Source organism: Arthrobacter cheniae, assembly GCF_003602275.1.
GTDB classification, from domain to species: Bacteria; Actinomycetota; Actinomycetes; order Actinomycetales; family Micrococcaceae; genus Arthrobacter_D; species Arthrobacter_D cheniae.
This window is the reverse complement of sequence record NZ_QZVT01000003.1, coordinates 63,095-75,629: the sequence shown is the minus strand read 5'-3', so window position 1 is coordinate 75,629 and position 12,535 is coordinate 63,095. Positions and strand designations below refer to the sequence as shown.

Below are 12,535 nucleotides of genomic sequence, written 5' to 3'. Positions count from 1 at the left end.
ATGGACCCCTTCTTCCTCATCGGGGTAGTGGTCTCCGCCGTCTCGGCGGCACTCTGCATCGGAGCAGCAGTCCTGCGCCAACCCCCGAACGACATCACCATCCTCTCGACAGCGGCAGTGGAGCTCTTCCTGCTGGCCTATGCGGTGGGTGCGGTGATCCGACAGTCGACCGGCGATCCCGTCCTCGGCGAAGGCTGGGAGTTCTGGGGCTATCTCCTGACGGCACTCCTGGTACCCGTGGGTGCGTTCTGGTGGGCGATCCTCGAGAGGACACGCTGGAGTAATTTCGTCCTGGCAGCGGCGGGCCTGACAGTTTTCGTCATGCTCTACCGAATGGAACAGATCTGGGACGGAGTGGCCGGCCTGTGACCGGTATACCAGACGGCGACGAGTCAGCGACCCGCAGGTATCCAGGGGCATCAGCTTCCGATACCGACGGAGTTGCCCCGAGCCGTGCCACAGGCCCCGGCCGGCTGCTGATCGCCGTCTACGGCGTTTTCGCGCTGGCCGCGTCCGCCCGGGCGGGGTTCCAGATCGCCACGAAGTTCAGCGAGGCTCCGGTGGCGTACCTGCTCTCCGCGGTGGCGGCGGTCGTCTACATCGTGGCTACGGTGTCGCTTGCGCGGCCGGGAACGCGTGCCTACCGCATATCTGTCGTCGCGGTGACCACCGAACTGGTGGGCGTCATCGCGGTCGGGCTCCTCAGCATCTTCGACGCGCAGGCATTTCCCAGTGAGACCGTCTGGTCCGCCTTCGGGCGCGGGTACGGATTCGTGCCCCTCATCCTGCCCGTCCTCGGGCTGATCTGGCTGCGGCGGAACAGGCCTGGTCGCTCGAGGATCTGACGTCGTCGGGTCAGGGGGAGCGCAGCCGGCAGCGAGCGGTGCGGCCACCCGCGGTAGCTGCTACCCACGATCACCCCAACCCGGGGAAATCGCCAACAGCGGCGGCCTGCCCCGTGAGATCATGACGCTAAAGCACCATTCGGCCTTCAGGAGCGACATGACCAGCAACAATCCCGAGCACGACAACTCCTCCGCGGCGAGCGGACGGCCGGCGTCGTCCGATCCCCGCGGCTTCAACGAGGCGGGTGTCCGTTCCTCCGGAGCTCCTTCACGGGAGCCCGGCCGGACGGGCAACCCACCGGCCACGTCGACGGCGTCCTCCCTGCCGCGCACCGGCCAGTCATCATCGGGCAACGTGTCGGCTGGTGCCGGAGCCGGCGCTCCGTCCACTGGGGGAACAAGGGACAAGGCGAAGGGCAAAGCCGGTGACAAGGTCAAGAAAGCCGGAAAGGCAAGCTCGGGTGGTGACTGGAACGTATTCCGTACCGTCGTCGTGCTGGTGGGACTGGTCATCGCCGGCTTCGGTGCCTACTACCTGATCCTCGGCACCGCGGGTCTGCCGGATACCGAGGCCAGCCCGGTCAATCCGACACTGGAGAACCAGTTCCGGTTCTTCTCGGCCATGATGGTCGGCGTCGGAGCGGCGTTCATCACCATCGCCATCAAATTCGAGTGGGCGAACATGCTGTGGCTGGTCTGCCTGATGGTGTTCATCGGGGGAATCGGGCGGGTGCTGTCCTGGGCTTTTTCGGGGACTCCCAACTACGTCATGATCGTCCTGATGGTTGTTGAGCTCGCCTTCCCACCGGCCCTGCTCGTGTGGCACAAGTACATTGCCAAGACGAGTGCGATGCGCAAGGAGTTCGCCCAGCGCGACTAGCCGGCATTCCGCCGCCGAGCCAGCAGCCGGAGGCCCATCCCGATTCCCACGATCATCAGCCCGACCCCGGCCGCCGCAGTGGCTCTGATTCCCGTCGTGGCGAGGTGCGGCTGGGCGATCCCCGCGGCGGGAGATGGGGACGGTTCAGCCTGCGTTGCCGCTGACGGCACGGGTGCTGCTGGGGGCTCTGCAGCTTCGGGCTGCATCGGCTGCGCGTCGACGCAGACCGTCTCGGCGGGTATGCCGAAGGATGACGTGAACGGCATCTCCTCGTCGGAGCCCTCGAACGAGGCGACGACGGTGTAGCAGCCGGGCTGGTGCAGGGGAGCGAAGTCGCCCGAGATGGTGACGCCGTTCATCGCCGGCACCGTGATGATCGAGTGGACGGTGGCTTCCGCAGGTACCTCCGGCGATTTGACCGGTGGCTCCGAGAGCGGGCCGAACATCGTCAGCCGCACCAGACTGCCGTCATCGGGCGGGCTGAAGCCGTCCCCTGTCACCGTGTCCTGCAGAACTGCTCCAGGGAGCGCCGAAGAGTGCGAGAGCCTGGTCGACAGCGAGGGCTCCCACGGGACCAGCGTCGTCTCGGCAGCCAGTCCGAACCTTCCGGACCATGGAGCGATGAGTGATGCCGCCGCCGCTGGACGGGCAGTCTTCGGATCGATGCTCTCGGTCCACACGTAATAGCCTGCCGTGCCCACGACGAGCGACGGCGTCTCATACCGGCCGGGCCCCGATACCGCGGTCGTGACGGTACCGAGGGACGGAGTTCCGTCCGGTACGCCAGCCCCCTCGGAGGGAGCGGACTGCAGCGGACCCCAAAGGGTCGATACGACGTCCAGTGCGACAGGCGTATCGCTCGAGGGATCCACCAGCCACGGTTCGGGGCCGGCAGCAGACACCTCGAGCACATCGAGAACAGGAGTACCCGGCGAGGTGCGTGCGGCGGACGTCGCCGTGATGACCGCGGGCGTGAACCCCGTGGATGCGGGAAGGTCCACGGACGCGGCGACCTCCGCGGTGAGAGGGGCCACGACGAGCCGCTGCACGTCGGCTTCGCGCGGTGCCAGCCAGGCTGCATTGGCAGCGGGCACGGCAGGTGCGGTGATCGTGACGCGCGCCGTCCCGAACCCGGTCCGCCGAAGTTCGAGCACCTGCTGCTCGGTGGTGCTCGTCCATTCGGCCGTCGTCGTGCCGTCCGCGAAAGTCGCGCCGTCCACGACCGCCCGGAGCCTGTGCCCGGCACGTGTGGTTCCATCGGCCGCGAGCACTGCGGTACGCACCTCACCATGGGACTCCTCGGGCACGAAGGCAGCCGAGATGCTGTAGGGCCCCGCCCCGGTCCGTGCCTCGTCCACCATGGATCTGGCGCGGAGCGCAAGATCAGGAGTCAGGCCCTGTTCGAGGATGAATTTCGTCATGGCGGGAGTGTCCCAGCCCATCCCGACCGCGGTCAGCGACCATACGGCGAGTTGGACCGCCGCTGCCTCGTCGTCATCCGCAGTCGCTCCCCACCGGCCGAGCACGAAAGCAAGGATCGCGTTGTCCTCGGTGGACAGGGCGGACCCGTCACTCCGGACGAACGGCCCGGTGTTTCCGTCGCCGTAGCCCGACGCCCGGTCCGGTGAGAAGCGCTCGAAGTCGGTGCAGTACGCGATCAGGCCCTCGGCATTCCGGTGCTGCCCCACGAAGTACCCGGTGCCGACGACGCCCGCACCGGTATGCCAGCCACCGGATACGGGGCCGGCGGCCGCGGGAGCCATCCCTGCCAGGCCCAGGAGGAGGGCGAGCAGAAGGGTGACGGTAGTGACCCGCCCCGGACTTCGCCGGGAGGGAGGGGCAGGAAGTGGCGCGGGATCGGGTGGATCGAGGTGTCGCATACTCATGGGCTGCTACCGTTCGGGTCTTCGGGAAGGGGACTCCTCCGATGATGTCCGCGGTCGCACCAGCCCGACGGATGGAGGCGCCCTATGTGGACAAACATCTGCCCGAGGACGACGAGCCCCTGCTGCGGGGCAGGACCGGCAATGCCGAGCCGGTGGCGTGGGCGTCGGCGCGTTCGGCCATAATGGGAGCGGCAATCAACCCGCTGGGTGACACCCGGGACCCCGGGAACGGGCCGGATCGCGAAGGAGATGCGTGTTCTACTGGAGAGACCTGGACAGTGTGCCCGAGGATTTCGGGCCCTCCGTCCTGACGCTGGGCAACTTCGACGGAGTGCATCGGGGCCACCTGCGAGTGCTGCAGCAGGTCGTGGAAGCGGCGCGGCAGCGTTCCGCCGCCGCGGTCGTCGTCTCCTTCGATCCGCACCCGGCGCAGGTCCACCGGCCGGACTCCGCACCCGAGCTGATCATGGGTCTCGATGATCGCGTCGAGACACTCGCCGGCACCGGTATAGACGCTCTGCTGATGATGCACTACACCCTGGAGCTTGCCTCGAACACACCCGAGGAGTTCGTGGAGCGGGTCTTCGTCCGCGCACTGAAGGCCCGAGCCGTCGTCATCGGTCACGACGTGCGCTTCGGCAGGGGCAACAGCGGGGATATCGAGACCATGCGCGAGCTCGGCCGGAAGCTCGGCTTCGAGGTCATCGCGATCGACGACTTCGGTACGAGCTATCCCATGGCCGCGACGGACGCGGACGGCGATCGGCGGTGCTCGTCGACCTGGGTGCGGGAAGCCCTGGAGGCCGGTGACGTCGGCACAGCCGCCCGAATACTCGGCCGCCACCACCGCATGCGCGGGGACGTGGTCCACGGGGCAGCGCGCGGTCGTGAGCTCGGCTACCCGACCGCGAACCTCGCCGCATCATCGCAGGGCTTCATCCCCGCGGACGGGATCTATGCCGGCTGGCTCATCGACGAGGCCGGGACGAGGTGGCCGGCGGCGATCTCCGTAGGATCGAATCCGACCTTCGACGGCGTCGACCGCCAGGTGGAGGCGCACGTCATCAATCGTCCCCCGGAGCGGGTGCAGGACTTCGACCTCTACGGGCAGGCTGTCGTCGTCGAGTTCGTGGAACGGTTGCGTGGCCAGGTGACGTACACGGGCCCGGAGGCACTCATCGAGCAGATGAAGCTCGACGTCGACCGCGCACGCGGCCTGCTTTCGACAGAACAACAGGCCAGACGCTAAACTCGAGGGAGATTCGGCTGCAGTCCGTGGTGGCTGGATCCTTCTGTGTCGTCGTGCAAGCGACGCTCAGCACATGTTCACGGTACAACTCTAGGAGTTACTCGTGGCCCTTGACGCCGCCATCAAGCAGGAAATCATCAAGGAATACGCTCTCGCCGAAGGTGACACAGGTTCACCCGAAGTGCAGATCGCGATGCTTTCCCGTCGTATCCTCGACCTGACCGAGCACCTGAAGATGCACAAGCACGACCACCACACGCGTCGTGGCCTGCTTCTTCTCGTCGGTCGCCGCCGTCGCCTGCTGGACTACCTGCGGGACACCGACATCACGCGCTACCGGTCGCTCATCGAGCGCCTGGGTCTGCGTCGATAAATAGCATCGGAAGGCGGCGTCCTCTCCCTGGGAGAGGTAGCCGCCTTCTTGCTGAAGGTGGACGCCGGCCGATCGCCGGAGCGGACCGCCGACAGCGGCCGTCACCGTAGGCAGTGGGGGCTCGCCCCGCAAGCCGGGAATGCACGACCAGCAGGACCAGCACGACCTGACAGCATGGAAGTATGCAACGCACAGCAGGAGTCGATCGGCACCGCGCATTCGCGGTCCTCGGTAGTGATCTCCGGAGCGCCACGACGGCAGCCCCGTGGATCTCGATCGAAGACCGGGTGCTGTGGCCCGTCCAGGAGGGACGGGGCCACGACGGGTGCCGATTGCCTCCGATACCAGGAAACGGAGGTGACTCTCTTGGAGGGTCCCGAAATTCAGTTCGCCGAAGCAGTGATCGACAACGGTCGCTTCGGAACACGCACCATCCGCTTCGAGACCGGGCGCGTCGCCCAGCAGGCCGCAGGGTCGGCCATGGTCTACATCGACGAGGACACCGCGCTGCTGTCGGCCACCACGGCCGGCAAGCACCCACGCGAGGGCTTCGACTTCTTCCCCCTCACCGTCGACGTCGAAGAGCGCATGTACGCCGCCGGCCGCATCCCGGGTTCGTTCTTCCGTCGCGAGGGACGCCCCTCCACGGAAGCCATCCTGGCCTGCCGCCTCATGGATCGCCCGCTGCGCCCCGCGTTCGTCAAGGGCCTCCGCAACGAGGTCCAGATCGTCGTCACCATCCTCGCCATCAACCCCGATGTGCGCTACGATGTTGTCGCCATCAACGCAGCGTCGATGTCCACGCAGCTCTCGGGCCTGCCCTTCTCGGGTCCGATCGGCGGCGTCCGCGTGGCCCTCGTATCCGATGGCAGCGGCAACGATCAGTGGATCGCTTTCCCGAAGCACTCCGAGCTCGAGAACTCGGTCTTCGACATGGTTGTCGCCGGTCGGGTTGCAGGCGACGACGTCGCAATCATGATGGTCGAGGCCGAAGCCACGGACAACTCCTGGAACCTCATCAAGGAGAACGGGGCGACCGCGCCTACCGAGGAGATCGTCGCCGACGGCCTAGAGGCAGCCAAGCCCTTCATTCGCGCGCTGTGCGAAGCCCAGGCCGACCTGGCCTCGCGCGCAGCGAAGCCGACTGTCGAGTTCCCCGTATTCCTGGACTACCAGGACGATGTGTACGCGGCTGTCGAGACCGCAGGGGCCGACAAGCTCGCGCAGGTCTTCCAGATCGCTGACAAGCAGCAGCGCAACGACGCTTCGGATGCGCTCAAGGACGAAGTGACGGCCGCACTCATCGGTCAGTTCGAGGGCCGCGACAAGGAGCTGTCCGCAGCATTCCGCTCGCTGACCAAGGCTGTCGTCCGCCAGCGCATCCTCAAGGACCAGGTCCGCATCGACGGCCGTGGCCTCAGTGACATCCGCAAGCTCACCGCGGAGGTGGAGGTCCTGCCGCGCGTGCACGGTTCCGCGATCTTCGAGCGCGGCGAGACGCAGATCCTGGGCGTCACCACGCTCAACATGCTGAAGATGGAGCAGCAGATCGATTCGCTGTCGCCCGTCACGCGCAAGCGCTACATGCACAACTACAACTTCCCGCCCTACTCCACCGGTGAGACCGGACGGGTAGGTTCGCCGAAGCGCCGCGAGATCGGCCACGGAGCGCTCGCCGAGCGCGCACTCGTGCCCGTCCTGCCGTCCCGCGAGGAGTTCCCCTACGCGATCCGCCAGGTGTCCGAGGCCCTGAGCTCCAACGGCTCGACGTCGATGGGCTCGGTCTGCGCCTCGACGCTGTCCCTGCTCAACGCCGGTGTGCCCCTGCGTGCACCGGTCGCCGGCATCGCCATGGGCCTCGTGTCCGACGTCGTCGACGGCCAGACGCGCTACGCCGCCCTGACCGACATCCTCGGCGCCGAGGATGCCTTCGGCGACATGGACTTCAAGGTCGCGGGAACGGCTGAGTTCGTCACGGCGATCCAGCTGGACACCAAGCTCGACGGCATTCCTGCCTCGGTGCTGGCAGCAGCACTCAAGCAGGCCCGCGAGGCCCGCCTGCACATCCTCGGAGTCCTGCAGGCCGCGATCGACACCCCGGACGAGCTCTCCGAGTTCGCGCCGAGGATCATCTCGGTCAAGATCCCCGTCGACAAGATCGGCGAGGTCATCGGCCCCAAGGGCAAGATGATCAACCAGATCCAGGAGGACACTGGAGCCGACATCTCGATCGAGGATGACGGCACCGTGCTGATCGGCGCCACGAACGGCGAGTCGGCCGAAGCCGCACGCGCCGCGGTCAACGCGATCGCCAACCCCCAGGTCCCCGAGATCGGCGAGCGCTACCTGGGCACGGTCGTCAAGACCACGACGTTCGGCGCCTTCGTCTCGCTCACCCCGGGCAAGGATGGGCTGCTGCACATCTCCGAGCTGCGCAAGCTCGCCGGTGGCAAGCGTGTCGACAACGTGGACGAGATCGTCTCCGTGGGTCAGAAGGTCCAGGTGGAAATCACGAAGGTCGACGACCGCGGAAAGCTCTCGCTCTCGCCCGTCGTCGCCGATGACGACTCCAACGGCGCCTCCGAGGACGCCGGGATCGAGCTGCCCGAGGTCACCGACGGCGACATCTAGTTCCGTGACCCGCTCGTCCTGAGCACCGAACGGCCCCGGTGCCGACCGATTGAATCGGTCGGCGTCGGGGCCGTCTGCCTTTCCCGAACAATCAGAAGGACCAGATGTCCCTGTCTTCCATAGTGTCCCTGCCCCTGCTGCCGACCCCCAACGACGGAGACGGTTCCGACCACTCCTTCGTCGCCGGTGATCCGGGCGGCAACGTCGTCCGGCGCAGTGTGCTGCCCGGTGGCGTCCGCGTGCTCACTGAGGCCATGCCGGGACAGCGCTCGGCGACGATCGGCTTCTGGGTGGGGGTCGGGTCCCGGGACGAAGCCGAGGGACAGCACGGGAGCACCCACTTCCTCGAGCACCTGCTGTTCAAGGGGACCGTGCGCCGGAGCGCCATGGACATCGCCTCGGCCTTCGACGAGGTGGGCGGTGAGTCCAACGCCGCCACAGCGAAGGAGAACACCTGCTACTACGCGCGTGTCCTCGACTCCGACCTCCCAATGGCCATCGACGTCATCGCCGACATGGTGACATCGGCGGTGCTCGACCCCGAGGAGCTCGAGCAGGAGCGCGACGTCATCCTCGAGGAGATCGCGATGGACAGTGACGACCCCGGGGACGTCGCCCACGAGAAGTTCGTCGAGCTCGTGCTGGGGGACCACCCCCTCGGGCGGCCGATCGGCGGAACGCCGGAAGCGATCCGGGCCGTTCCGCGCGAGTCCGTCCTGGCCCACTACCGGCGCTACTACACGCCTTCGGAACTGGTCGTCACCGCGGCCGGCGGCCTCGACCACGACATCGTCTGCCGGCTCGTGCAGGAAGCCCTCGAGACGGCCGGTTGGTCCCTCGAGGAGGGTGCCCTGCCGGTCGCCCGGCGCTCGACGACGGCGACCGCGGTGCAGGGCGCGACGGGGACCCATGTGATCCGCCGGGCGGTCGAGCAGTCCAACATCCTGATCGGCTGCCCATCGCTCACCGCGACCGACGAGCGACGGTTCGCGATGAGCGTCCTGAACGCCGTGCTGGGCGGCGGCATGTCCTCGCGACTGTTCCAGGAGGTTCGGGAGAAGCGCGGCCTCGTGTACTCGACCTATTCCTTCTCGGCCGCCTACGCGGACGCCGGGTACTTCGGCATGTACGCCGGCTGCTCGCCCGCGAAGACCGGTCAGGTCATCAGGCTGCTCGGTGCGGAGCTCGACCGGCTGGCCGCCGACGGGATCGACGCCGAGGAGCTCCGCAAAGCCGTCGGGCAACTCTCCGGTGGGCTCGTCATGGCCCTGGAGGACAGCAGCTCCCGCATGTCACGCCTCGGCCGCTCGGAGCTCGTCTCGGGAGAGTTCGTCGACATGGACGCATCCCTCGACCGTATCCGCACCGTCACCGCTGCAGACGTGCAGGACCTGGCGCGGGAACTGGCCGCTGCGCCGCGAACGACCGTCGTCGTCGGACCCTTCGACACTGAAGCCGACTTCGCGGAGCAGTCCTAGCCGCCGGCGAAGGGCGGCAGGATGTCCACGACATCGTCGTCCTGCAGCACCGTCGCGGGATCGCGCAGCGAGACCTCGTTGAGCAGGAAGCTGCTGCGGTCGAGGACCTTGCCGAGGGAGGGGGCTCCCGTCACCGGCGGTCGCCTGCGGAGGTCGGTGAGCACGTCCGCCAGCGGGCGGTCGGCGGGCAGCCGCTCCTGATCGACTCCTGAGGCAGCCCTGGCGGCCCCGAAGTACCTCACCAGCACCTCAGCCACCGATGGCGCTCATCGACCGGTCGGGCTGGATGAAATCATCGGCGCCGAGGCCCGTGTGGGCCATGCCGTGCGCCTTCGGCTTCAGCCACATGGCATCGCGCCAGCGCTGGGCGACGGCGTCGTCGTCCGCTCCTGAGCGCAGCAGGTCCCTCAGGTCCGTCTCCTCCCGTGAGAAGAGGCAGCTCATGACCTTGCCCTCGGCGGTGACGCGGGTCCGCCGGCAGTCGGAGCAGAACGGTTCCGTGACCGAGGCGATGATGCCCACGGTCCCGAGGACGACGTCGGGTGCGTCCTTCGCCCGGACCTCCCACCGTTCGGCCGGAGCCCCGTCGCGGTTGCGGGGGTCGGAGGTGAGGATGAACCGGGTCTCGACGAGGGCGCGCATCTCAGCGGCCGTCACCATACCCGCTTTCGTCCAGCCGTGGTCGGCATCGAGGGGCATCTGCTCGATGAAACGCAGCTCGAATCCGCGGGCCACCGCCCACTCCACGAGGTCGGGTGCCTCATGATCGTTGATGCCGCGCATGAGGACGGCGTTGATCTTCACGAGCCCGAGTCCTGCATCGGCGGCGGCCTCGATGCCCTTCAGGACGCGGTCCAGGAACGGTCGGCGCGTCAGCTGGGCGAAGGTTCCTGGGTGCAGTGAATCCATCGAGACGTTGATGCGGGTGAGGCCGGCTTCCTTCAACTGGGCGGCGCGGCGGTCGAGGCCGAGCGCGTTGGTCGTCATGGAGATGGGCAGGTCGGCGTGATCAGCGCGGATGTCGCGGATGATGTCCAGCAGGTCGGCGCGGACCAGCGGCTCGCCGCCCGTCAAACGCAGCTCCCTGATCCCCAGCTGATCGACTCCGATGCGCACCAGGCGGACGATCTCGGATCGCGAGAGGACCTGGTCCTTCTGCAGCCAGTTGAGGCCCTCCGCGGGCATGCAGTAGGTGCAGCGCAGATTGCACTTGTCCGTCAGGGACAGACGCATGTCGGTTGCCTGCCTGCCATGGGTGTCCATGAGTCCAGGAAGAGCGGCCCGTGGGGCAGCACTCGGCATTCCCAGTTGGATTCCCATGGAACGAGGTTACGCCCTCCACCGGCCAGAGCCCTACCCGACAGCTGCGCCGGACCGGCTCTTCCGCGTATCCCCCCGGCACTGTAGGACGCAGTGCGCGGGCCTGTGCGGGAGGCGGTGCCGGGGGCGGTGCACAGGGGAACGGCGAGGGGACCGCGCACGTGTAACGGGAGGACCATCCTGCCCGGCACCGAGCCGTCGCCGGGGCCCGGAAGGAGGTACCGATGATTCGACGGCGTACGTGGGCAGCCGCCGCGGGGGCACTCGCCGTGGGGCTGGGCGTGATCGGCGGTGAACTGGCCGCCGCGGCGTTGAGCCCGTCCGTGACCCCGGTCAGCGCCGTCGGCTCCGCCGTGATCGATGTCCTGCCCCCCGGCGTGAAGGACTGGGCCATCTCCTGGTTCGGGGCGGCGGACAAAGCCGTCCTCCTGGTCACGATGGCTGTCCTCATCGCAGTGATCGCCCTTGCCGCGGGTGTGCTCGAGTACCGCAGGGCCTTCGCCGGGCGAGCCGTCGTCATCGTTTTCGGTGGTGTGGGCACCCTCGCGGTGGCATCACGGCCGCAATCGTCCCTGGTGTCCTTCGTCGCACCCGTCGTCGCCGCAGTGGTGGCGATCCTCGTGCTCACCGCACTCATCAAGGCCCTGAGGGTATGGGTGCGCAGTGGCGAGGACGGCAGCACCGGCAGCCCCTCGGCCCGACGCCGCTTCCTCCAGGGCGCCGGAGGTGCGGCCCTGGTCGCGGCCGCCACCGGTGCCGCTGCGACCGGCGTCCGATCCTCGCAGTCCACCGTTGCGCAGCAGCGCTCGGCGATTCGACTCCCCGCACCCACGGAGACCACCGCCCCGCCGCCACACACGGGCTCCTTCGTGCCGGAGGGAGCGGAACTCGACGTCCCCGGCATCAGCGACCTCGTTACGGCGTCGGACGACTTCTACCGGATCGACACAGCCCTCGTGGTACCCGTGGTCGACCCCGCTACGTGGTCCCTCAGGGTGACCGGACTCGTGGACCGCGAGGTGGAGATCACCTTCGACGACCTGCTGGCGCTGCCGCTCATCGAGCGGTACATCACCCTTGCCTGCGTGTCCAACACCGTCGGCGGGGACCTGACCGGAAACGCCCGATGGCTCGGCTGGCCCGTCCGGGAGCTCCTGGCACGCGCGGGCGTGCGGCCGGAAGCGGACATGGTCCTGTCGCGGAGCGTCGACGGCTTCACCGCCGGTACGCCGCTCGAGGCCCTCACCGACGCGCGCGATGCCCTGATCGCCGTCGGCATGAACGGTGAGCCGCTGCCGGTCGAGCACGGATTCCCGGTGCGGCTCGTGGTGCCGGGCCTCTACGGTTACGTCTCCGCGACGAAGTGGGTGAGTGAACTCGAGGTCACGCGGTTCGCGGACGACAAGGCCTACTGGTCCACCCGCGGCTGGTCCGAGCGCGGACCCGTCAAGACCTCGTCCCGCGTCGACGTCCCGCGTCCGAACGCGAGGGTCCCGGCGGGCGTCGTCGTCGTGGCGGGTGTCGCCTGGGCGCAGCACCGAGGGGTCGAGGCCGTGGAGGTGAGGGTCAACGGCGGCCCCTGGCAGCGGGCGACGCTCGCCCGTCCCATCTCGGCGGACACCTGGTGCCAGTACAGCGCAGCCCTCGAACTGGAGGCAGGCTCCCACACCGTGCAGTCGCGCGCCGTGGACCGCGAGGGAGACGTCCAGTCGGAGGCGTTCGTGGATCCCGCGCCTGACGGGGCCGAAGGCCTGCACACGGTAACGTTCACCGTGACCTAGACCACCCCGCCGGCCCGACGCCGCGCAGCCCGGGGCGCCTCGCGAGAGGCTCGACCACCCCGGGAACCGACGTCGGTGATCGTGTGCGGACG

11 protein-coding genes are annotated in these 12,535 nt (G+C 68.1%); 8 read left to right on the top strand and 3 right to left on the bottom strand.

Translation table 11 applies throughout. The features are described 5' to 3' along the window. The 3 genes from D6T63_RS06050 (at window position 1) to D6T63_RS06040 (ending at window position 1,725) form a co-directional block, all read left to right on the top strand. Window positions 1-369 (top strand): hypothetical protein, encoded by a 369-nt coding sequence (locus tag D6T63_RS06050; protein ID WP_120148123.1) that lies wholly within the window; start codon window positions 1-3, stop codon window positions 367-369. Between the two features lie 104 nt (window positions 370-473). Continuing rightward, entirely contained in the window at window positions 474-845 is a 372-nt protein-coding gene (locus D6T63_RS06045; RefSeq protein ID WP_120148444.1) for a hypothetical protein, read from the top strand. Between the two features lie 157 nt (window positions 846-1,002). Further along, entirely contained in the window at window positions 1,003-1,725 is a 723-nt protein-coding gene (locus D6T63_RS06040; protein WP_182976894.1) for a DUF4345 domain-containing protein, read from the top strand. Here the strand turns inward: D6T63_RS06040 and D6T63_RS06035 are convergent. Continuing rightward, window positions 1,722-3,611, bottom strand: coding sequence for a hypothetical protein (locus D6T63_RS06035; protein WP_120148121.1), 1,890 nt, complete (start codon window positions 3,609-3,611; stop codon window positions 1,722-1,724). The genes D6T63_RS06040 and D6T63_RS06035 overlap by 4 nt on opposite strands. Window positions 3,612-3,864: 253 nt before the next feature. Here D6T63_RS06035 and D6T63_RS06030 point away from each other — a divergent pair, with 253 nt between their 5' ends. The 4 genes from D6T63_RS06030 (at window position 3,865) to D6T63_RS06015 (ending at window position 9,342) form a co-directional block, all read left to right on the top strand. After that, window positions 3,865-4,860, top strand: coding sequence for a bifunctional riboflavin kinase/FAD synthetase (locus D6T63_RS06030; protein ID WP_120148120.1), 996 nt, complete (start codon window positions 3,865-3,867; stop codon window positions 4,858-4,860). 103 nt (window positions 4,861-4,963) lie between these two features. Beyond that, entirely contained in the window at window positions 4,964-5,233 is a 270-nt protein-coding gene (gene rpsO, locus D6T63_RS06025) for a 30S ribosomal protein S15 (RefSeq protein WP_087072138.1), read from the top strand. Between the two features lie 366 nt (window positions 5,234-5,599). Further along, window positions 5,600-7,864 carry a polyribonucleotide nucleotidyltransferase gene (locus D6T63_RS06020; RefSeq protein WP_120148443.1) on the top strand — a complete coding sequence of 755 codons (2,265 nt, stop codon included), beginning with the start codon at window positions 5,600-5,602 and terminating at the stop codon, window positions 7,862-7,864. A gap of 104 nt (window positions 7,865-7,968) precedes the next feature. Then, the gene (locus D6T63_RS06015; RefSeq protein ID WP_120148119.1) at window positions 7,969-9,342 is read left to right on the top strand and encodes a M16 family metallopeptidase; all 1,374 of its coding nucleotides are present in this window, start codon (window positions 7,969-7,971) and stop codon (window positions 9,340-9,342) included. Here D6T63_RS06015 and D6T63_RS06010 read toward each other — a convergent pair. Next, on the bottom strand, window positions 9,339-9,590 hold the full coding sequence (locus D6T63_RS06010; RefSeq protein ID WP_120148442.1) for a MoaD/ThiS family protein: 252 nt from the start codon (window positions 9,588-9,590) through the stop codon (window positions 9,339-9,341). The genes D6T63_RS06015 and D6T63_RS06010 overlap by 4 nt on opposite strands. 1 nt (window position 9,591) lies before the next feature. Then, a complete protein-coding gene (gene moaA, locus D6T63_RS06005; protein WP_120148118.1) occupies window positions 9,592-10,662 on the bottom strand; it encodes a GTP 3',8-cyclase MoaA in 1,071 nt (356 codons plus the stop codon). 224 nt (window positions 10,663-10,886) lie between these two features. Here moaA and D6T63_RS06000 point away from each other — a divergent pair, with 224 nt between their 5' ends. Continuing rightward, window positions 10,887-12,443: a molybdopterin-dependent oxidoreductase gene (locus D6T63_RS06000; protein ID WP_120148117.1), complete on the top strand. Its 1,557-nt coding sequence runs from the start codon at window positions 10,887-10,889 to the stop codon at window positions 12,441-12,443. Window positions 12,444-12,535: the final 92 nt, after the last annotated feature.

Coding starts and splice junctions, on each gene's coding strand:
- D6T63_RS06050 (WP_120148123.1), top strand. CDS start 1: ATGGACCCCTTCTTCCTCATCGGGGTAGTGGTCTCCGCCGTCTCGGCG.
- D6T63_RS06040 (WP_182976894.1), top strand. CDS start 1,003: ATGACCAGCAACAATCCCGAGCACGACAACTCCTCCGCGGCGAGCGGA.
- D6T63_RS06035 (WP_120148121.1), bottom strand. CDS start 3,611: ATGAGTATGCGACACCTCGATCCACCCGATCCCGCGCCACTTCCTGCC.
- D6T63_RS06015 (WP_120148119.1), top strand. CDS start 7,969: ATGTCCCTGTCTTCCATAGTGTCCCTGCCCCTGCTGCCGACCCCCAAC.
- moaA (WP_120148118.1), bottom strand. CDS start 10,662: ATGGGAATCCAACTGGGAATGCCGAGTGCTGCCCCACGGGCCGCTCTT.
- D6T63_RS06000 (WP_120148117.1), top strand. CDS start 10,887: ATGATTCGACGGCGTACGTGGGCAGCCGCCGCGGGGGCACTCGCCGTG.